This window comes from Gordonia polyisoprenivorans, assembly GCF_017654315.1.
In the GTDB taxonomy this organism is placed as follows: Bacteria; Actinomycetota; Actinomycetes; order Mycobacteriales; family Mycobacteriaceae; genus Gordonia; species Gordonia polyisoprenivorans_A.
In genome coordinates this window covers 1,753,873-1,773,851 of sequence record NZ_CP072203.1, presented here as the reverse complement: position 1 = coordinate 1,773,851, position 19,979 = coordinate 1,753,873, and the positions used below count along the sequence as shown (strand labels likewise).

Annotated in this window: 17 protein-coding genes; 8 read left to right on the top strand and 9 right to left on the bottom strand. The window is 67.5% G+C overall.

The genetic code is table 11. From position 1 onward, the window contains the following. Positions 1 to 59: 59 nt before the first annotated feature. Both J6U32_RS08060 and J6U32_RS08055 read left to right on the top strand, forming a co-directional pair. The gene (locus J6U32_RS08060) at positions 60 to 1,055 is read left to right on the top strand and encodes a GDP-mannose 4,6-dehydratase (protein WP_208794544.1); all 996 of its coding nucleotides are present in this window, start codon (positions 60 to 62) and stop codon (positions 1,053 to 1,055) included. Continuing rightward, positions 1,055 to 2,065 (top strand): GDP-mannose 4,6-dehydratase, encoded by a 1,011-nt coding sequence (locus J6U32_RS08055; protein ID WP_208794542.1) that lies wholly within the window; start codon positions 1,055 to 1,057, stop codon positions 2,063 to 2,065. Before J6U32_RS08060 ends, J6U32_RS08055 begins: the two co-directional genes overlap by 1 nt. Here J6U32_RS08055 and J6U32_RS08050 read toward each other — a convergent pair. Genes J6U32_RS08050 through J6U32_RS08020 form a run of 7 tightly spaced genes read right to left on the bottom strand, consistent with a single transcriptional unit; the run spans position 2,032 to position 10,212 of the window. Further along, complete coding sequence (locus tag J6U32_RS08050) at positions 2,032 to 2,922, bottom strand: sialate O-acetylesterase (protein ID WP_208794540.1); 891 nt, start codon at positions 2,920 to 2,922, stop codon at positions 2,032 to 2,034. The two genes, J6U32_RS08055 and J6U32_RS08050, sit on opposite strands and share 34 nt — an antisense overlap. A gap of 4 nt (positions 2,923 to 2,926) precedes the next feature. Beyond that, a complete protein-coding gene (locus tag J6U32_RS08045; RefSeq protein WP_208794538.1) occupies positions 2,927 to 4,168 on the bottom strand; it encodes an alpha/beta hydrolase in 1,242 nt (413 codons plus the stop codon). Further along, positions 4,165 to 5,454: an acyltransferase family protein gene (locus tag J6U32_RS08040; protein ID WP_208794536.1), complete on the bottom strand. Its 1,290-nt coding sequence runs from the start codon at positions 5,452 to 5,454 to the stop codon at positions 4,165 to 4,167. Before J6U32_RS08040 ends, J6U32_RS08045 begins: the two co-directional genes overlap by 4 nt. Positions 5,455 to 5,460: 6 nt before the next feature. Further along, on the bottom strand, positions 5,461 to 6,741 hold the full coding sequence (locus tag J6U32_RS08035) for a lipase family protein (protein WP_244332693.1): 1,281 nt from the start codon (positions 6,739 to 6,741) through the stop codon (positions 5,461 to 5,463). Continuing rightward, a complete protein-coding gene (locus tag J6U32_RS08030) occupies positions 6,738 to 7,430 on the bottom strand; it encodes a polysaccharide biosynthesis protein (protein ID WP_208794534.1) in 693 nt (230 codons plus the stop codon). Before J6U32_RS08030 ends, J6U32_RS08035 begins: the two co-directional genes overlap by 4 nt. Next, a complete protein-coding gene (locus J6U32_RS08025) occupies positions 7,427 to 8,677 on the bottom strand; it encodes a lipase family protein (protein WP_208794533.1) in 1,251 nt (416 codons plus the stop codon). Before J6U32_RS08025 ends, J6U32_RS08030 begins: the two co-directional genes overlap by 4 nt. 53 nt (positions 8,678 to 8,730) lie before the next feature. Further along, positions 8,731 to 10,212, bottom strand: coding sequence for a polysaccharide biosynthesis tyrosine autokinase (locus J6U32_RS08020; protein ID WP_208794531.1), 1,482 nt, complete (start codon positions 10,210 to 10,212; stop codon positions 8,731 to 8,733). A gap of 258 nt (positions 10,213 to 10,470) precedes the next feature. Here J6U32_RS08020 and J6U32_RS08015 point away from each other — a divergent pair, with 258 nt between their 5' ends. The 4 genes from J6U32_RS08015 to J6U32_RS08000 all read left to right on the top strand — a co-directional run bounded on the left by J6U32_RS08015 (position 10,471) and on the right by J6U32_RS08000 (position 15,835). Continuing rightward, positions 10,471 to 11,892 (top strand): O-antigen ligase family protein, encoded by a 1,422-nt coding sequence (locus J6U32_RS08015; RefSeq protein ID WP_244332691.1) that lies wholly within the window; start codon positions 10,471 to 10,473, stop codon positions 11,890 to 11,892. 6 nt (positions 11,893 to 11,898) lie between these two features. Then, a complete protein-coding gene (locus J6U32_RS08010; protein ID WP_208794528.1) occupies positions 11,899 to 12,495 on the top strand; it encodes a YdcF family protein in 597 nt (198 codons plus the stop codon). Between the two features lie 53 nt (positions 12,496 to 12,548). After that, positions 12,549 to 13,931 (top strand): alpha/beta hydrolase, encoded by a 1,383-nt coding sequence (locus J6U32_RS08005; RefSeq protein WP_208794526.1) that lies wholly within the window; start codon positions 12,549 to 12,551, stop codon positions 13,929 to 13,931. 206 nt (positions 13,932 to 14,137) lie between these two features. After that, the gene (locus tag J6U32_RS08000) at positions 14,138 to 15,835 is read left to right on the top strand and encodes a cellulase family glycosylhydrolase (protein WP_208794524.1); all 1,698 of its coding nucleotides are present in this window, start codon (positions 14,138 to 14,140) and stop codon (positions 15,833 to 15,835) included. A 62-nt stretch (positions 15,836 to 15,897) separates the two neighbouring features. Here J6U32_RS08000 and J6U32_RS07995 read toward each other — a convergent pair whose 3' ends face one another. Together J6U32_RS07995 and J6U32_RS07990 are read right to left on the bottom strand one after the other, a co-directional pair. Continuing rightward, entirely contained in the window at positions 15,898 to 16,320 is a 423-nt protein-coding gene (locus J6U32_RS07995; RefSeq protein WP_244332689.1) for a hypothetical protein, read from the bottom strand. 1 nt (position 16,321) lies between these two features. Next, a complete protein-coding gene (locus J6U32_RS07990; RefSeq protein ID WP_208794520.1) occupies positions 16,322 to 17,350 on the bottom strand; it encodes a hypothetical protein in 1,029 nt (342 codons plus the stop codon). A gap of 542 nt (positions 17,351 to 17,892) precedes the next feature. Between J6U32_RS07990 and J6U32_RS07985 the strand changes: the two genes are divergently transcribed. Together J6U32_RS07985 and J6U32_RS27635 are read left to right on the top strand one after the other, a co-directional pair. After that, positions 17,893 to 19,446, top strand: coding sequence for a sugar transferase (locus J6U32_RS07985; RefSeq protein ID WP_208794518.1), 1,554 nt, complete (start codon positions 17,893 to 17,895; stop codon positions 19,444 to 19,446). A 184-nt stretch (positions 19,447 to 19,630) separates the two neighbouring features. Beyond that, positions 19,631 to 19,765, top strand: a complete 135-nt coding sequence (locus J6U32_RS27635; RefSeq protein ID WP_280118977.1) for a hypothetical protein — start codon at positions 19,631 to 19,633, stop codon at positions 19,763 to 19,765. Positions 19,766 to 19,979 lie beyond the last annotated feature (214 nt).

Below are 19,979 nucleotides of genomic sequence, written 5' to 3'. Positions count from 1 at the left end.
CGGGCTCGCCGACGATGCTGCGTCCACGGCATCCACTCTCATCAGAAAACGGGGTTGGCATGAAAACCGCGCTCATCACCGGTATCACCGGTCAGGACGGCCTCTATCTGTCCGAACTGCTGCATTCCAAGGGCTACCGAGTCGTGGGACTGGTTCGGGGGCAGAACAACCCGAAGGCCGACGCGCTGGCCATCTCACATCCCTTCGTGGAGATCGTTTCCGGGAATCTGCTCGATTTGTCGAGCCTGATGCGAGCGATGGCCTTCGCCGATCCCGACGAGGTGTACAACCTCGGCGCGGTCTCCTTTGTCGCGTACTCGTGGCAGAACGCCCGCCTGACCAGCGACGTGACCGGTACGGGCGTGCTCAACGTGCTCGAAGCCGTGCGCCTGCACCAGGACACCACCGGCAAACAGATCCGCTTCTACCAGGCCTCGAGCTCGGAGATGTTCGGCAAAGTGCAGGAGGTTCCGCAACGCGAATCGACGCTGCTGTGGCCGCGATCGCCGTACGGGGTGGCCAAGGTCTTCGGTCACTACATGACCATCAATTACCGCGAGTCCTACGGAATGCACGCCAGTTCCGGCGTGCTGTTCAATCATGAATCACCGCGTCGCGGACCGGAATTCGTCACCCGCAAGGTCAGTCGCGCGGTCGCACGCATCCATCTCGGCATCCAGGATTCGCTGGCGCTGGGCAACCTCGACGCCAAACGCGATTGGGGTTTCGCCGGCGACTACGTGCGTGCGATGTGGCTGATGCTGCAGCAACCCGACGCCGACGACTACGTGATCTCCACCGGCGAGACCCACTCCATCCGAGAACTCCTCGACGTGGCCTTCGACGAGGTGGGCATCAGCGACTGGGAGCGCTTCGTGCACATCGATCCGCGCTTCTTCCGGCCGGCCGAGGTGGACCTGCTGATCGGCGACTCCAGCAAGGCACGTGCACAACTCGGCTGGAAGCCGGAGGTCGACTTCGACGCCCTCGTCCGGATGATGGTGCGGTCGGATGTCGCGGCCGAATCCGGTTCCGTGACACGCGAAGTGGCGTGATGCCCCACCGCGCGCTCATCACCGGCGCGAGTGGCCAGGACGGTCGGCTGCTCATCGCGGCACTCACCGAACGCGGATGGTCGACCACCGGCGTCATCGGGCCGGGCCGCAGTCCGGTGCGCGACACCGACCTGCACGCAGACGCCGAGCTGGTGACGGTCGACCTCGGCGATGTCGATGCGTGCGCATCGGTGGTCGAGATGGTGCGACCCGACGTCATCTTCCATCTCGCCGCCGTGTCATCGGTCGGCCAGAGCTGGCAGGACCCGGTGCACACCGGTCAGATCAACGCCCAGGCGACGGCCGCATTGCTCACCGCGGCCAGGGATCTGGTGCGTGACGGCCACCCGGTGCATGTGGTCAACGCCTCCAGCGGAGAGATCTTCGCCGGCACGTGCACTGCACCGCAGGACGAGACCACCCCGCTCTGCCCGACATCGCCGTACGGGGTGTCCAAGGCCTACGGCCATCTGCTTGCCGCGGCGTTTCGTGCACAGGGGGTGGGCGTGTCTAACGCGATCCTCTATCCGCACGAGTCGCCGCTGCGGGCCCCGCACTTCGTCACCCGCAAGATCACCCGGGCGGTCGCCGAGATCGCGGCCGGCACGAGAACCGAACTCGCGCTGGGCAATCTCGCCGCCCGACGGGACTGGGGCTGGGCGCCGGACTATGTGGAGGCGATGATCTCGATGGCCACCGCGCGGGTCGACGACGATTTCGTCGTCGCCACCGGCGTCTCGCACAGCGTCGCCGACTTCGCCGGCGCAGCGTTCGCGGCCGCGGGCATCACCGACTGGCATCATCACGTCCGCACCGACAAGTCGTTGTTCCGGCCCGCCGACAGCATCGACCTCGTGGGTGACAGCACCCGCTTGCGGACCACGCTGGGCTGGCGCCCCACCAAGACCTTCAGCGAGGTGGTGGCGGCGATGGTCGAGCACGACATGGCGTCGGTCGACCATGACGTCGCCACGGCTCAGCCCGCCGGGTCGAGCCGGACCGTGGCGTAGGCACGGAACATCCGCTCCCCCAACACCTGGGCGCCGGCCGCGTCGTAGTGGATGGCCTCACCGGGAATGTGCATCCCCTCGGGGCCCTCGACGAAGGCGCACATCTCATGCCGGGACGGTGTATCGCGGTGTACCGCATCGATTCCGGGATAGCGGTCGTGACCGGTCGTGATCTCCTCGGGCACCATCTGCCCGAGGAGGAACGGCACGGTGCCGAATCGGTCACGCAGGCGCCGAATCAGGGTGTCGAGGCGGTCCCGATAGACCTCCGGTGCCGTCAGCGGTACATCGCTCTCCCCCTGATGCCACAGCACCGCAACGAGTTCGGATTCGGGACCGGCGGCCCGGAGCGCGCCCGCGATCTGGGTGACGGCCCGGTCGAAGAGGTTGACGCGCACCGAGCGCTCGTCGGGGTCCCAACTGAACCCGTTCTTCGGGTGGAAACTCGTGTCGCCGCGCGCCGCGGGGACGAGCAGGACCGCGCTGCCGGTGTCCTCGGCGAGCAGCCGACCGAAGGTGGTCCCGAATCCGACTCCCGCACCGGGAATTCCGTGCAGGAGCGGATCCTCGGCGAGCAGAATCCGTCCACGGCGACGTCCGCATCCGGGCCACTGATGCACTCGCGGATCGACGACGGGTGCGGCCGCGGCGTCGACGAGCCGACCCGCACCATGGGCGTTGGACTGGCCGAGGACGGCAACGACCTGATAGGGCGGGGTCGGGGTGACCGGTGTTCCGGACGCCAGCGCCCGTTTGACGATGTCCTTCGCCCGGATACGCCACTGCACGGCTTTCGCGGCGTCACCGTGGATCCGCAACTCGGCGGCCGACGGCGCCCACTCGGTCTGATCGGTCATGTGGTCATCCTCCTGCGCAGGTATCGGGAGCGGTTGCGCCCGTGAATCTCTGGCCGATCCATCCCAGTACGGCATCACCGTTGAGGTCGCCGTGCCCCTTGTCGGGCTGGAAGTCGGCGTCGACGACGGTGCCGGCGGCGCACAATTCACCGATGTAGGCGCGGGTCCAGTCCGGATCGATGAAGGTGTCCTTGCCGCCGTAGGCGATGAGCATCGGCACCGGTGTGCGGGTGACAGGCACGCGGGAACGCATCAGGCGGGCGACGAGACGGTTCTGCGCGTCGGTGGTGCGTGGCGCGATGTCGGTGGAGCGCAGCTGTGCGGCCACCGCCTCGCGGCGGGCACCGGCCGAGGGGGCACACTGCGACAACGCATCCCAGCCCGCCACGGCGGCGCCGGCACGGTAGTCGTCGAGGGCAACACTGTGGTCGGCACGCGCCCACGATTCGATCACCCACTGCAGCATCAGTCGCTGATCGGGGGTGGCGGTCCCGGCACGCGCCTTGCCCACGACACCGACGACGTCGGCGGCCGGGGCGAGCGCGGCGGCACCGAGCATCTCGAGCCCCGCACCGTAGGTGGGGAATTCGGTGGCGGCGGCGACCACGGCCCCGCCACCCTGGGAGCCGCCGTAGGCGACGAACCGTGACGAGGTGTCGGCGAGTACCGCGCGCGCGGCACGCACACTGTCGATGACGTTGAAGCCGGCCGTCGGCGCGTCGAGATACGGGTGTACCCCCGGCGCTCCGAGACCCTGATAGTCGGGCAGCGTCACCACATATCCCTGTCGGGCGAGATTGCCGGCGAGCGCCCCGAGACCGTACATGCCGGTGGCGACCGACGGGGCACACGGCGTGTTGATCCCGGTGGTGCCGTGGGCGAAGGCGATCACCGGCCGGCCCCCGCGCGGTGCGTCACCGGTACCGGCCACGACGACGGCGCTGACCACCGTGGGCGCGTTCGTGGTGGCGTCGGTGGAGCGGTAGGTCACGCGAAAGGCCTTGACCCCGGCGAGTTTCGTCGAGATCGGCAGACCGTTGAACGTCTCGGCCGACACCACCGATCCCGGACCCTGCCCGGGCCGGAATCCCACCGCCTCCTTACCGACGACGAGGACGGCGGCCAGACGCACCGAGATCACCACCACCAGCACGAGGAGCACGATCACCGCGAACGCGAGCAGACCGAACAGCACCCGGTGCCGACGGATGACTCCCGTCCGGCGACCACGGATCACTCCCGTCATCGCACCTTGAACCGGCGCGCATAGGTCATGGCGGGTTTCTCCACGAAATGGAAGGTCACACTGGCCAGGGCGAAGCTCACCGCACTGCATGCCACGATGTTGACCGCCAGTCCGGCCCAGGAATCCCCCTGCAGCACACCCAGTCTGATCAGCACGATGATCACCGGGAAATGCCACAGGTAGATGCTCAGCGAGATCCTTCCCAGATACTCCAGGGGTCGCCAGTCCAGGGCGCGGGCGAAGACGCTGTCGCCGCCCGCCGCCATCGGCAACACGATGATCAGGATGAGCAGACCGGAGGCGAGTGCGGTGAACGTGGACTGAAAGTTGGAGCCGGCGGCGATGAGTACCAGCATGATCAGCAGGCTCGGAACGATGGCGATGATCGCCGCGACCCGGATCGGTCGCACCCGGCGGGCGTCGATCATCCCGACGCCGACGGCCACGAACACCACCGTCGCCAGCATCCCGAAGGCGAAATTGTCACTCGAGGCCACAAAGCTGCGCAGAACCACCGCCGCCCAGTTCGGTCCCCAGTTGGCCTCGATGGTGGTGGTGATGCCCGCGCGTTCGGTGAGCCAGGCGGCCAGGACCTTACCGGCGATCCCGAGCACGATGAGGATCGCCGGTGGTGCGAGGACGAGCGCGGCGAGGTTGGTGCCGAATCGCCGCCGCAGGAACCACATTGCCGCGCCGAACACCGGAAGGCAGGCGTAGAAGACGAGTTCGAGGGTCAGCGACCAGGACGGGCTGATACCGGTTTGCAGGTAGTGCGGGAAGTAGGACTGCAACAGGGTCAGGTTGGTGGCGAGTTGCCCGGGATCGGTGATCATGCCGGTGCCCGCGTCGGTGCCGGTGTGGCTCGACGCCCACTCGTTGTGCAGGAACGAGGCCTGCAGCGCGAAGTTCACGATGAGGAAGATGACGAGATAGCCGGGGAACACCCGCAGCAGCCGATGGATGACGTAGGCGCGGGTGTCGGGCTGGGTCTGCTTGTGCTGCAGCAGGGCTCGCACATACGGCAGGTACAGCAGGAAACCCGAGAGTGCGAAGAAGAAGATCAGTGCCTGACCGAGCAACGCCAGACCGCCCTTGGCCATCGTGTCCGGGGAGCACTGATTGGCCACGTGCACGATGAGCACCGCCCAGCACGCCACACCGCGTGGTCCGTCGAGCCCGCGGATGCGGCCGGCCTTGTAGGCCGGGGGGCTCGTGGGGGTCGGGTCCGCCGGTGTCGCGGCGGGCGTGACTGGTGGTTGCCGTCGGTCGGCGAGTTCTTCGGTCATCGTTGCTCACTCCCGGGGGGCGGTACCGCATGTGGAGAACGCCGGCTCGTCGTCGAACCTGTTGAGCATCCAGCCGACGACGATGTCGCCACTGACGCCGCCGTGGTCGGCGTTCGGCTGGAATTGCGATTGCAGTGTGGCGCCGCCGGCACACGCCGATCCGATGGCCGCGGCGGTCCACCGGGAGTCGATCAACTGATCGCGCCCGCCGTAGAGCACCAGCATCGGTGCGGCCGGGCGCTGGTCGGGCACCCCGCGACGGGCCAGCAACGCGGTGAGCGAGGCGGCGTCAGCCGGTGAGTCCGGTGTCAGATCGTCGGGACTCAACGATCGCAGGATGCTCGCACGCGCTTGTGCGTGCGCCGGAAGGCATTGGGCCAGTTCATTCCAATGGCTCTGGGCCGCGCCGCGTACGTATTTGCCGATGTCGAATCCGGGGTTCTCCTGTTGCACGGCGAGGATCAGCCACGTGTAGAGGCCGTACTGGTCGAGGGTCAGTTGTCGGCGGGTCGCGAGATCGACCAGACCGGAGAACTGCGCGGCCGGTGACAGGCTCGCTGTCCCCCGCAGATCGAGTCCCGTTCCGTAGGTGCCGGCCAGCGTGTTGGCCGCCCATACCGCTTGTCCGCCTTGGGAACCGCCGAGTGCGGCCCAGCGGGTGGAAACCCCTGGCACCAGTGCCCGGGCTGCCCGGACTGCGTCGATGACGTTCATCCCCTCGGTCCGCGCGTCGAGATAGGGGTGGGTGGGATCGCTGCTGCCGGGGTAGCCGAGACCCTGATACTCCGGCACGACCACCACGTAGCCCTGCTCGAGCCACGCCGCGGCGGTGGCGGCGAGGTCGCCGAGAGCCGGGTCGAGGGTCACGCCGCATTCGCCGAGGAGTCCGGTGGTCCCGTGGGCGAGAACGACGGTATCCCACCCGTCGGCCGGTCGGGCCGAGGACGGGACGAACACCGCGCCCCACACCGTCGTCGGGGCTCCGGTGCGGCCGTCGGTGGACACATACCGGATGCGCAGGGCGGTGCTCGCCTGTGCGGTCACGCGGCGGTCGAGGTACGGCATGGTCTGGGCGGCGCGCAGTGCGCCCGGTCCGGTGCCACTGGTGTTGACGTCGTAGGCCACACCGAGGTCGTCGGAGCCGGTGGGAGCGGAGTCCGGTTTCGACGAACATCCGGTGGCGACGACGGCGACGATCACCAGGATCGCCAGCCACCATCCCGCACGTCGGCGCGATGGTGGTGCCTCGGCCGCCATCCGAGGAGTCGGTTCGTGAGTGTCTGTCATCGGTCGGCCCCCATCGCCGGTTCACGCACGCGGACAACTGCTTCCCGCGGCGTCTCGATGACGTCGCGGGAGATCCCGACACCCACGACGCACACGCTCGAGAGCACCACGCCGAGCACGAGCGCGGTCAGCAGCGTCGTCGAGATCCCGGGAGACACCGATGCCACCGACGAACCGGCGTCGATGACCTCGGCGTCATACTGCGGCATGCCGTCGGTGCGGCTCCATTCGAGTTCGGTGACCAACGCGGCGAGGTTCGTGCCGACCCCGCGGGCCAGCGTCTGCGCCGCGTCGGCGGTCGGGCCCTTGGCGACGATCGTGATCACGGCGCCGTCGCCGTACGGCAGCACCGTGATCCGGCTGCGCAGCGCGGCGATGTCGGCGCCGCCGAGGGCGCCGGTGGCATCGGCGAGGCTCGTGCGTCCCAGTACCTGGTCGGAGACGGCGAGGTCGCTGTAACTCGAGATACGCAGTCGCCCGGCCAGATCGGAGGCCTGTGCCGCCGACACCGTCGCCGGGCCGGTCGCGGTGACCAGCAGCCGTGCCTGCGACTCGTAGGCGTGCGGCAGGAAGATGAAGGCCACGAGTCCGGCCACGATCGCCCCGAGGGCGGCGGCGGCGATCACCGGCAGACCCCGGACCCATAGTGCGGCGTAGTCGGCGGGTGTGCGGTCGCTGGGTGACCTCATGGAAGGTCACCGCAATTCTCCGGTGGGGTGGGTCCGCCGTTCGCGAGACTGCGCATCCAGGCGACCGACTGGCTGGAATCCAGGGTGGAGTGGGATTCACCGATACGTTTGATGGCCTGTACGTGACCGCCCTGCCGGCAGGACTGCGCGATCACGCGGGCGGTCCACGGCCAGTCGATCAGCGGGTCGTCGGAGCCGTACATGATGAAAAACGGTTTGCCGCCGAAGTTCCCGGTGCCCAGCGGGAGGCCGGTGCGATCGAGCCAGTCGTAGAGGCGTTGCCCGGCGGCGGCGGTCCTGGGTCGCAGATCCTGCGGTCCCAGCGATGCGGTGGCGCGGAGCTGACCCTCGAAATCACCTGCGGGGATGCAATTCAACACGTCTTCCCACACCGACTTGGCGTACGGCGAGCGGTAGTCGTCGGCGTTGAACTCGTCGGGGAGCACCCGCGACAGCGCGTCGATGAGGTACGCGAGCAGCGGGTACTGGTCGCGGGTGAGGGTGCCCGCCTCGGCCTTGGTGACCAGATCCCGCATGTTCGACACCGGAACCAGCCCGACCGTACCCAACAGGTCCAGGCCGCCGCCGTAGGAGTCGGCGAGATCGCCTGCGGCCCAGGCGGCCATCCCACCGAGTGACACCCCGTAGGAGATCCACTTGTCCGACAGCGACGGGTAGGTGGCGCGGGCCGCGCGGACCGCGTCGATCATGTTGTACCCGTAGGTGCGCGCATCGAGGAACGGGTTGTCGACGTCGTTCATGCCGAGACCCTGATAGTCGGACATGGCAACGGCGAAACCGTTGTACAGCAACGCCGCGATGATCACGTCGTTACCCAACAGGTTGGTGTAGAGCGACGGAGCGCATTTGTGGCGGACGCCGGAGTTACCGTGGCCCAGTGCGACGGTCACCCATCCCCCGGCGGGGGGTCGGCCGCCGGGAACCGCGACGACCCCGGACACGACGGTCGGCCGGCCGGTGATCCCGGAGGTGGAGCGGTATTCGACGCGATGTACGACGGCACCGAGTTCGGTGATGGGTGCGATCTCCTCGGAGCCCGCCATGCCCACGGTCAGCACCGAGCCCGGTGCCGATCCGCCGGCCGCACGATCAACACTCGGGGCGGGCAACGGGGTCACCAGTGGCGACCCGGAAACGTCGGGGGCCAGGGCGATCGCCCCGGGTTGGTCGTCATGGGCGGCGCACGCCGACGCACCGAGAATCATGGTGGCCGCCAGGACGATCACCGTCCTCCATCGACGTCGCGGCCCGCCCGAGGTGCTGTGCGGCCGGTGCTGTTTCACCGCGACTCACGCAGCGCGGGTTCGGGCAGACCCGACCCGGTTTCCCCCGAACCGGATACCACCGACCCGGATGCCGTGCCCGCGGGCGTCGGCTCCTCGGAGTCCGCGGACGATCGGGCGGCGTCGGTCCTCGCCGGGGTGCCGGCGTCCGCGGACGACGCACGGCGGGCCGGGGCGCCGAAGGTCAGAACCGTGCCGATCACCGTGCCGACGGTGCCGACGGACTCCACCGCGGTGCGCAGCGCGGAGCGCGTGGTGCGGCCACGACGGGCGACGACGACGACACCGTCGGCCAGACCGGCGATGGCGCGCGCGTCCGGCCCGAGCGCCCCGGCGTCGACGACCACCACGTCGAAGTGCTGACGTGCTTGTGCGAGAACCATTTCCAGCCGACGTGACCCCAGGAGTTCGCCGGGTGCCGGCGGGACGGGGCCGGCCGGCAGGAAGGCCGGCGTCGTGGTGGTCTGGACCTGCCCGAGCAGGTCGGACTCCCCGGTCAGGATGGTCGAGAGGCCCGCGCTCGCACCACCGCCGAGGCGCGCCGTGAGGGACGGGTCGCGCAGGTCGCCGTCGACGAGCACCACCGATTGGCGCGACCCGCCGATCTCGGCGGCGAGATTGGCGGCAACAGTCGACGTGCCGACCTCGGAACCGGCGCCGACCACCGCGACGAGCCGCGGTGCCGTGCCGTCGGGAGTACGTTTCGCGCCGATGAATCTGACATTGTTACGCAGGTCGCGGTAGCCGTCGCCCTGCGGATCGTGCGCGAGGTCGGTGATGAGAACGGCCTCGGCTCGGGCAGGTTCGTCGGCGATCACCGCGAGCACCGGAAGATCTGTGGTATCAGCAAGTGCGAGTGGATCATTGACACGTCGGCGCGCCCGCAATCCGAGGAGCAGTGCGACGACGACACCGACGATCAGACCCACCACGGCACCGAGGGCGGTCAGCAACCACCACGCCGGCCCGGAGGGGGCACCGGGAAGCGACGCCTCGTCGTAGACGATGGCGGTGGCCGCGGGTTCACCACCGCGCCGCGAGGTCTCGAGTTCCTGCACGACGGCGACCGTCTCGCGGGTCACCGCCGCAGCCTCCGACTGGGCACGGGCGGCCGAGCCGGCGCTCACCGAGATGTCGAGGATGACGGTCTTGTCGACCGGGGTGGCCGTCGTCGAGGCCTTCAGGTCGGCAGCACTCACCTGACCGTTGAGGGCACGGGAGGCGCGTTCGGCGACCTGGTCACTGGTGGCGACCTGGGCGTAGGAATTGACCCGCGCCTCGGCGAAGAGGTTGTTCTGGTAGGACTCCCCGACCGATGTGCCGCCCTCCGCGGACACGAAGAGCTTTGCCGTCGACACATATTTGACAGGCTGGATGAACATTCCGTAAACAAATCCGGCAGTGGCGAGAATCACCATTCCGGCAATCAGCACCCACCAGAACTTCACGAGAATGTGGACGTATTCCCGAACAGCCACCGGGCAAACTCCTTTCAGTCGGCCGGACCCACCTCTAAGCCTCAGCCGCAGTGACCTTTTCGGGCCTATCCGGTGAACTCAGACATTCGCCGACCCTGATGGCACTTTCGCAGACCATAGTCGACAACCGCCGCCAACGCACTCGGAGAGTTGAATGCCCAAGAAAACGCACTCACCGATGCGCCGGGCGCCATTGGTTCGGCATTCTTCGGCGTGTGACCCGGGCCCGGTCATGTAAAGATGCTCACCGTGGGAACAGTGCGCGCAGCGACAATCGTGGGTGCGGTGTCGGCGATCACTTTTGCCGCCATCTTTGCCGGGCCGACGCCGACCCAACTGGTGATGCTGCTCGCCATCGTCATCGCGGGCACCTACATCGGGCTGGCGCATCCCACCTGGCTGTTGTGGACGCTGGCCGCCGTGATCGCCTGCCTACCCGCCGGGTATGTGCCCGGCGTGCATCTGCCCCTCATCTTCGCCATGACCTCGGCGGTGTTGCTCGCCACCGTCATCCACCCCCCAGCAGGGCCGTCCCCAGCTCGGTCGTCCACAGCCGGGTCTTCCGTTGCGCGCTACCGCAGTTCGCTGCAGCCGCTGGACCGGTTGCTGATCCTGTTCGCGCTGATCGCGATTCCGTCGGTGGTGTTGACCATGACCGGCCTCGCCGACATCGTCGAGTACGCGAAATGGGCGACGGCGGTGTTGTTGATCGTCGCCCTGCGTCGGCTCACCGGATCGCAACTGGCCACCTTCGGGCGGGTGTTCGTCGGCGCCACAGCTGTGTCCGGCCTGATCGGCCTCGTCATGCTGACCGTCGACAGCGGCGGCAAGACCTTCAGCCTGCTCTCACCGTTCGGGTACACCCCGGCATCGGCGGGACGTTTCGTCTACACCGGCGCCACCGCGATCCCGCGCCTGTCGGGGACGTTCATCGACCCGAACGCCGCGGGCATCGGACTGCTCGCGGCACTGATGATCTGCCCACTGGTGTTTCGCGGACGCACCCGCTGGCTGTTGGGACTGTTCCTGCTGGTGTGCATCGCCGGCACCCTGAGCCGGGCGGCGTTGTTCTCGGTGGTGCTCGGGGTCATCCTGATGCTGTTGTTCCACACCATGACCGGGCGCGCCCGCGGATACATCGCCGGATCGATGGTCGCGGGAATGGTGGTTCTCGCCGCCGTCCCGGCCTCGCGGCACCGGATCTTCTCGTCGTTCGGTTCCGGTGACACCGGATCGTCGGCACGTGGCGACGCGCTGCGCGACTACCCGGCCAACATGGCCGGCCACTGGCTCCTCGGGCACGGATGGGGCATACCGGAGTTCAAGGATCCCTCGTTGGCGTTCACCATCAACTACGTCGCCAACGCACCACTGCTCGCGATCTATCGTGGCGGTCTGTTCGTCGGGGTCGCCTTCACCGTCGTCATGCTGTACTGCTGCTGGCTGGCGTATCGCTGTCTGCGACACACCCGCTGGGAGCCGGCCTTCTTCGGCGGATGTTTCATCGGGTTCTTCGTCCTGGGCATGCAACTCGACTTCAGTACCGTCACCATCCCGGTGTCGGTGACCGATTTGTCGGTGATGATCGCGTTTCTCGTGTTCGCCCAGCGGTTTTCGGCGTCCGATGAGCCCGCCTCGGCGCACGCGACGGTCCGGCCGGCCCCGGTCGGCGCCGGCTAGGGCCGAATGCGCGCATACCTGCGGCGGCATCGCACCCTGCGTCGGGCGTTGATCGTCGGTGTGGTGACCGCGCTCCTGCTCGGGTCGGCGTTCTGGGTGGTCGGGTATTTCCTGTTCTACCGGTCCCACGAGGACGCCCTGCGCCGCGCCGACGCCATCGTCGTCCTCGGCGGCGAGCACGACGGGCGCGAACAGTACGGCATCGACCTCGCCCGACGCGGCTACGCACCGGTGGTGCTGCTCTCGGACCCGTACAACCGCTTCGACGGGAAGGTCCCCGACCCGGTCATGGATCGCGCGTGTGCCTCGAGTACCGCTGCGGTGCAGGTGATCTGTTTCGTTCCCCAGCCGGGCACCACCGTCGGTGAGGCCATGTTCGCGACCCGCATGGCGCGCGAGCGCCGATGGCATTCGATGATCGTCATCAGCTGGCGCTTCCACCTCGTGCGCGCCCGGATGATCTTCGACCAGTGCCGTGCCGACGGGGTGGTGATGCGGGCGGTGCCCCGCGATTATCCGTCGTCGGTCCTGTACTGGGGTGCCAATTTCGCGTATCAATACGCGGGTCTGGCGAAGGCTGCGGCCGTCGGGTGCGATCGGTGAAATCACACCCACACCCATCACGAGTGGTGAGATCACGAGCAAGGGGATCAGTCATGCGACGACGACGCACATCCAGCGTGTCCCGACGAGTGCTCCGGGCCGGCACCGCCATCGCGGTCTGCGGCGCCGCGGCGTTCGCGGCGGCACCCCCGGCCGCGGCGGTCAGCCCGGATCAGTTGCGCCCCAACTGCACCTGGGCGAGCGCCGCCGACGAGGCCGCCACCGTACAGACCTGCGCGGTGTACTCGGCAGCGATGAACCGGATCATCCTGGTGCAGATACGGCCGTCGGCGCTGGCGGCCGGGTCCGCCGAGCACGCCGTCTACCTGCTCGACGGCATCAGTGCGCCCGATACCCGCAGCACCTGGGCCGACGCCGACAGCGGCGCACTGGCCGCCTACAGCAGCACCTACAACCTGGTGATGCCCGCCGGCGGGGCCGGAACGTGGATGACCGACTGGCAGAGCACACCGGAGGGCACGGGCGGCACCCCGGGGGCGTCGGCCGAGTGGGAGACCTTCCTGTCGACCGAATTACCCGCCTACCTCGCCGACGACTTCTCCGTCGAGCCCGGCGGCAATGCGATCGTCGGCCTGTCGATGTCGGGTGGGCCCGCGCTCACCCTCGCACTCGATCACCCCGAGATCTTCACTGTCGCGCAGTCACTTTCCGGTTTCTACCAAACCGATAATCCCATCGGGTGGTTCGTGATCCCGGCCATCCAGAGTTTCGTCACCGGCATCGCCAACGGCAACACCGCGATGTGGGGTGATCCGCTCGGCCCGACGAGCACGTGGTCGGCGCACGACGTCTCGGCCCGAATCGGCGAGATCACGGCCTCGGGTCAACGGATACTCATCAGCACCGGAATTGGAGTGCCCCTGCCGCAAGACTTTCTGATCATGGCCATCACCGGCAATCCCGTGGCCTTCGTCAGCGGCGTGGCCATCGAACTCGGGTCGCTCGCCTCCACGCTGGCCCTCAACGCCCAGGCCGTCATCTACGGGCTACCCGTCGACTTCTCCTACCACGTCGGGCTGCACAGCTGGACCCAGTGGTCGGCGAACGCCGGGGCCGATGCGACGGCGGTGGAGTCCGCTCTGGCCGCGGCGGATTCACCGAAATCGCCGGGTACGTCGTCCCGGACATCAACTGCGGGCATCGCGGCGATCGTGAGCACCACGGCCGAGACCACCGTGCAGACCGGTGAAGCGAACAGTTCCGCGGGGACCGGTACCACGGGGAGCCGGGCGTCGACCGACGACACCAGCCCAGCGGTGACCTCGGAGTCGTCGGAACAGTCGGAGCCGTCGGAGTCGGCCGTATCGACCACGGCGAGACAGACATCGACGACACCCTCGGTACCGACCGTCGCTCCGACCGCCGCACCCGGCGCCGACTCCGCGTCGGTCCCCACGGCTTCGGTGGCCCACTGATCCCACCGGTTGGGGCGCACCGGCATTCATTTCCTGTTCACGAAAAACAACAGCAATGGGCGGCTCTCGATACCGCACATCAATTCGCAGCAATCCGTGTGGCACATTCCGACGCCATTTGATATCAATTGACATCAGAGGCGGACCGTCAGTCCACGAACGGTCCATTCATTTGAGGACAGTCCATGCGGAATCGTAGTCCAGTCATGTCATCGACACGTGTTGCCGCATTGTGCGCGACCGCAATTCTCGGCCTCGGAGCCGCGTCGAGCGCGCCCTTCCTCACGATCCCACCCGCGGCGTCGGTGATCACCCAGGCGTCACCGGTACCGATTCACCTGGTGGCGGTGATCGATCAGAGTTCGACGACCATCGGCGTCGCCGATTCCTCGCTGTACGGCCTCGACTCGTCCACGTTGAACACCACGCTGGACCACATCGCGTCACTCGGGGTGACCAGCGTCCGGGTGGCGATTCCGTGGATGAGCGTGGAGGCCAGGGAGGGGACCTACGAATGGACGCAGCTCGATGCGCTCGTATCGGCGGCACAATCGCGCGGAATCAGTATTGTCGCCACCCTCACCGGAACGCCGGCGTGGGCGGGAAATATCATCAGTGGTCATTTCGACCCGGACGAGTACGCCGATTTCGTGAGTGCGGTGGCCACCCGGTACAAGAATGAGATCAGCGGCTACGAGATCTGGAATGAGCCGAATGCTGCTCTGTTCTACAATCCGATCGACCCGACGTCCTACACCGAATTCCTCAAAGAGGCCTACACCGCGATCAAAGCCGCCGACCCGAAGGCCCTCGTGATCGCGGGAGTTCTCGGTTCGACGACCACCACCGGCGCCTCACTCGATCCCGTGACATTCGTCCAGGAGATGTATGCGGCCGGGGCCGCGGGCTACTTCGACGCGTTGTCGTTTCACCCATACCAGTTCTCCGAGGAGTACAGCGAGAACGATCACGCAGACTCCCCCGCCAGCCAGGTGACCGCCATCCAGGCGCTGATGGCCCAGTACGGCGATGCGGCGAAGAAGATCTGGATCACCGAGTACGGTCAGCCGACCACCGGGAGCTACACCCAGGCCCAGCAGGCGGCCTTCATCCAGGACTTCATCGAGGCCTGGCAGAACCAGACCGGTGCCGGACCGATCTACATCTACACCACGCGCGACGCGGATACCGGCTCGTCGAACATCGAGGACAACTTCGGGTTGTTCGAGACCGATTGGACCCCCAAACCTGCCGCCCAGGTACTCGCTGATCTGATCGCCCAATACTCCGGAAATGGTTCGCCCACCCTGAATCTCGGACAAGCGCTGGCGACCGCGCTGCAACAGTGGGTCACCCAGCTCGCACAGGCACAGCTCGCCGCGATACAGCAGCTGTGGCAGGACCTGACCAGTGCACTCCAGTCGATGTTCGGTGTCTCCGCGACGACCACGACCCAGGCGGTGGCCACCGCCGCCGCCCTGAGCACCACGGCCGGAGCCACCGCAACCGATGCTGCGGTGGCGCGGACGTCCGCCACGACGGCGTCTGCGGCCCCGACAGCGACGTCCGAGGCATCCACTGCGGCATCGACTGTGGCATCGACGACCGAGAGTTCTGCACCGGCCGCCGGCGAATCGTCGGCGGCTTCATCGGCGCCCACGACCACGAGCTCGGCGCCGGCCACGACGACCGAGGCCGCCACTCCGGAGACGACCGTTCCCGAGACGACTGCGCCGGAGACCACCGTTCCCGAGACCTCGGCTCCGGACAGCTCGGCGCCGGATACCTCGACCCCGGCTGTCGACGCGGCCCCCTCGGCCGCCGACAAGACCTCCGTTACAGGCGAAACGACCTCACCCACAGGAGGTTCGGCGGCCGTGCCCACCGCGTCGAGCGCGTCGTAGGGGCGCGTCGGCGGCGGGCGCGCGTCAGCAGGCGGGTGTCCGTCGTCGGGCGATGACCCGGTTCAGCGGGCGGGCGCGGCGACGGTGACGATCGCCGACGGTTCGCTGTTCGTGCACAGGGCCGAGGTCATCGTCCGCTGATTCGCGGTGCCGTGGATCGGACCACTGAAGCACAGCCACGAACCCGTTTTGTGTCGGTGATCGCCGTCGCCGCGAAGTGCGGCCGCGAAGACCCCGTCCATCAATCGGTTGGCCTCGTCGCACGTCACACCATCGGCGACGACCACATGCCCTGCGGGATCGCCGTGTAGCGGGTTACAGGTCGTGGGCGTGCCGACCGCGATCGTGGAAATGGCTGTGTCGGAGGCATCGTCGGCCCTCGTCGGCGCCGAACACGACGCCACGGCCAGAGCCACGGCCGCCGCCGCCGTCAATGCGGCGACGCTCCGCGATGCCGTGGAGACGGGCGAGGAACGTCGCGACATGTCAGCGTCGCAGCACCGTCGCCGCATACTTGGGCTTCCAATCGACCGTGAGCAGGGCACCGAAGTGATCCTCACGATTGGCCGGGGAGGTACCGGTGTCACGCACCGAATAGATGAAAGCCGGTCCGCAATAACCGGTTCGGGCAGCCGCGGCCAACACGTCGGTGATCTGGCGGGCCTGCGCACGCTGCGTCACCATGTCGGTCACCCCGAATCCGATCGGCGCGGTGCCCCCGGCGGGCAGGGTGGGTGCGCCGATCTCGGTCAGCCAGATCTTCTTGCGGGCGTCGCCGTGGCGCACCATGATCGCGCGGATTCCGCCGACCTCGGTCCACCCGTTGGGTGTGGCGGCGATGCCGCCCGGGAACACATAGGGGTGCATGGCAAGTGCGTCGAAGAATCGTTGCGCACCGGCGGCATACATCGCCGAGACGAATCCCGTCGCACCGGCAGCCGGGCTCAGGCCGGCCGCGACGACCGTCGAATTCGGTTGCACCGCTTTGATGGCCACATATGCCGCGCGCAGGAGCGCGGTGTAGCGGGCGGGATTGGGCGCCTGCGCACCCCAGAACAGCGGCAGGTTCGGCTCGTTCCAGATCTCATGGTCGGTGACGTCGGGATATCGCGCGATGAACGCCTTCATGAACCTGCCCAGAGCGGCCGGATCGGCGGGCGGGGCATAGATGCCGAGCGGAGCAGAACCACGGGCCCACTGCGGGGTGGTCAGCACGTTGGAGAGCACCCGGAGATGATGCCGGCGGGCTGCTCCGATGACGCGGTCGGGGACACTCCAGTCGTACTGTCCACGAACGCGTTCGATGGTGGACCAATCGACCATCACCCGCAGCCAGACGGCACCGGTCCGCGATACCGCGTCCAACTCCCGGTTGGTGGTCGGTGCGGACTGGGTGAGGGGCGAACTCCCCTGCGCGAAGCCGTATCCGGCGGCCGGTGCGAGCACCGAGGCCTGCGCGCGAGGCGCGCCGGAGACCATGCCGGCCACGATCACCAGGACCGTGGCACAGACCATCAACGGGGCAGCGATTCTCCGAAGTCTCGACGTATGACGCGGTCGACACGATCCTCTGAGGTGTGGCACGCCGGACAGTGTATCGGCGACGAGATGTTTCGTCGCGCCGGGACGGTGTCACCAGACCGATATCGGCGAGACCTATCTCACTGGATTTCCTCACTCATTCCCGTAACGTTCGCACCCCCACCGACGAATGCCCCGCGCGGTGGCCGCCACCTGTCTCCGGTTTGGCCGGTTTTTCCTGTACAGGGACCGCATTTTCGGCGTCGGCGTCCGAGCTGGCGTTGTTTTTGGGGTGGCCGTGGATCGGCAATCGAACATCATATTCGGCGGCCCGCCGGTTGCATTCCCGAGAATCGATTGTCCCGGCTTTTTCCATCCGCGTTCCAGCGGTTGAGGAAACCCCGTGCCCCTCGTAATCTTCACTCGTAAGGCGGACGTCGCGGGGTGACGCCGCATCCGTTTCTCCCGCACGACTCCACCTGCACCAAGGCGCATGGTGGCGGCTGTCGGGAACCGACTCGCACCCGGAGGTCGTCATGGCTGGTGATCCCGCACTCGAGTGGCCGGCACCCGACCGGTCCTCACGCGAGGACGTCGCTCGTCGGATTCGGTTCGGCATGCGCAAACGAGAGACCTCACGGTCGTGGGCTCACCGTTACCAGCGACTGCTCACCATCTCCGATGTGCTCATCGTCTGTGCCACGGTGACCGGCGCCCAGGCGGCCCGATTCGGTTGGGGCAGTGGCCCGGTGCTCAACGGCGTCAGACTCTCCGCCGACGCCGTGTCACTGTTCCTCATCGTCGCGTGGGTCGTGGCGCTGCGGGTGTTCCAGACCCTGGACCGCCGGATTCTGGGTGCGGGAGCGCAGGAGTACAGCCGGGTGATCACCGCATGCCTGACGGTGTTCGGCACGCTCGCGATCGTCGACCTCCTGTTCCGCCTCAGCGTCGCGCGCGGATATGTGGCCGTCGCCCTACCCGTCGGGACAGCCGCCCTGGTGCTGTCACGGTGGTTGTGGCGACGACGTCTGGTCTCGGCTCGCAAAGCCGACCCCGATACCGCGCACGCCTACCTGGACCGGCTCCTGGTGATCGGTGAGATCCCCTCGGCGACAGCGTTGATCGGCCGACTCATGCGCAATCCTGCATTGGGGTACACGGTCGTCGGATTGTGCTCTCCGGACAACGGTCGTCTGGGCAAGCCGGGTGTGGGGGCATCGGTACGTGTCGACGACCACGAGGTTCCCCGGTGGGGCGACTTCGACGACGTGGCTGCCGCCGTGGACGAATGCGGCGCGACCGCCGTCGCGGTGACCTCCGCGGAAGCTCTCGGACATGAGGCGATGCAGGAGTTGTCGTGGGACCTCGAGGGACGTGACGTCGAGATGCTGGTCGCGCCCGGCGTCACCGACGTGGCCGGGCCGCGGATGATGGTGCGACCGGTTGCCGGACTTCCCCTGCTCCATATCGACAAGCCGAGATATGAAGGGGCGAACCGCTTCCGGAAGGCCACCCTCGACCGCATCGGGGCATTGTCGGCGCTGGTGATGTTGCTGCCCGTGATGGTGGTGATCGCGATTGCCGTGAAGCTGGATTCGCGGGGGCCGGTGTTCTATCGCGCCACCCGCATCGGGCTGAACAATGCGCCGTTCCAGATGTGGAAGTTCCGATCGATGGTGACCGACGCCGACGCATTGCGAACACAGATCGCCGCCTTGAACGAGGGCGCTGGTGTGCTCTTCAAGGTTCGGGATGATCCGCGGGTCACCCGGGTCGGCAAGATCATCCGGCGCTACAGTCTCGACGAACTCCCGCAGCTGTTCAATGTGGTCGGCGGATCGATGAGCCTGGTCGGCCCGCGACCCCCACTACCCGACGAAGTGGAGCGCTACGACGGCCGCGTTGCCCGGCGAATGCTCGTCAAACCGGGGATCACCGGGCTGTGGCAGGTGTCGGGGCGCTCGGACCTGTCGTGGGAGGAATCGGTGCGGCTGGACCTCTCCTACGTCGAGAACTGGTCCATCATGCAAGATCTCACCATCCTGTGGCGGACCGTCTGGGCGGTGGCCCGCAAGGACGGGGCGTACTGACCGGGTCCCGGCACCAGCACCGGCGCACCACGTCTCGAGGCCCCCTCGGCGGCTCATCACACCTCGACGACCGGACAGGAAATCGCCGAGTACGAATACAGATGACACCGGAGCGGGCCTGCGACCCCGAAAATCGCGGTTTTCAGCCTGATTTGGTGGAAGTTATATTCGTACTCGTCGGGCAGTGGGCCCGCGACCCCCACTACCCGACGAAGTGGAGCGCTACGACGACCGCTTCGCACGGCGAATGCTCGCCAAACCGGAGATCACCGATCCATGTGGCATGTGGGCGGCGGCTCGCAAGGACGGGGCGTACTGACCGGGCCCCGGCACCAGCACCGGCGCACCACGTGTCGAGGCTCCTCGCCTGGCGGCTCGTCACACCTCGACGACCGGACAAGAAATCGCCGAGTGCGAATACAGATGACACCGGAGCGGGCACCCGACCCCGAAAATCGCGGTTTTCAGCCTGATCCGGTGGAAGTTATATTCGTACTCGAGGGGCTACGCGGCCAGCGGCTCGTGCCTCGCCT

Excerpts from the sequence above, each read along its gene's own strand:
- J6U32_RS08060 (WP_208794544.1), top strand. The coding sequence starts at position 60 with ATGAAAACCGCGCTCATCACCGGTATCACCGGTCAGGACGGCCTCTAT.
- J6U32_RS08055 (WP_208794542.1), top strand. The coding sequence starts at position 1,055 with ATGCCCCACCGCGCGCTCATCACCGGCGCGAGTGGCCAGGACGGTCGG.
- J6U32_RS08050 (WP_208794540.1), bottom strand. The coding sequence starts at position 2,922 with ATGACCGATCAGACCGAGTGGGCGCCGTCGGCCGCCGAGTTGCGGATC.
- J6U32_RS08045 (WP_208794538.1), bottom strand. The coding sequence starts at position 4,168 with ATGACGGGAGTGATCCGTGGTCGCCGGACGGGAGTCATCCGTCGGCAC.
- J6U32_RS08040 (WP_208794536.1), bottom strand. The coding sequence starts at position 5,454 with ATGACCGAAGAACTCGCCGACCGACGGCAACCACCAGTCACGCCCGCC.
- J6U32_RS08035 (WP_244332693.1), bottom strand. The coding sequence starts at position 6,741 with ATGACAGACACTCACGAACCGACTCCTCGGATGGCGGCCGAGGCACCA.
- J6U32_RS08030 (WP_208794534.1), bottom strand. The coding sequence starts at position 7,430 with ATGAGGTCACCCAGCGACCGCACACCCGCCGACTACGCCGCACTATGG.
- J6U32_RS08010 (WP_208794528.1), top strand. The coding sequence starts at position 11,899 with ATGCGCGCATACCTGCGGCGGCATCGCACCCTGCGTCGGGCGTTGATC.
- J6U32_RS08005 (WP_208794526.1), top strand. The coding sequence starts at position 12,549 with ATGCGACGACGACGCACATCCAGCGTGTCCCGACGAGTGCTCCGGGCC.
- J6U32_RS08000 (WP_208794524.1), top strand. The coding sequence starts at position 14,138 with ATGTCATCGACACGTGTTGCCGCATTGTGCGCGACCGCAATTCTCGGC.
- J6U32_RS07995 (WP_244332689.1), bottom strand. The coding sequence starts at position 16,320 with ATGTCGCGACGTTCCTCGCCCGTCTCCACGGCATCGCGGAGCGTCGCC.
- J6U32_RS07990 (WP_208794520.1), bottom strand. The coding sequence starts at position 17,350 with ATGGTCTGTGCCACGGTCCTGGTGATCGTGGCCGGCATGGTCTCCGGC.
- J6U32_RS07985 (WP_208794518.1), top strand. The coding sequence starts at position 17,893 with ATGGCTGGTGATCCCGCACTCGAGTGGCCGGCACCCGACCGGTCCTCA.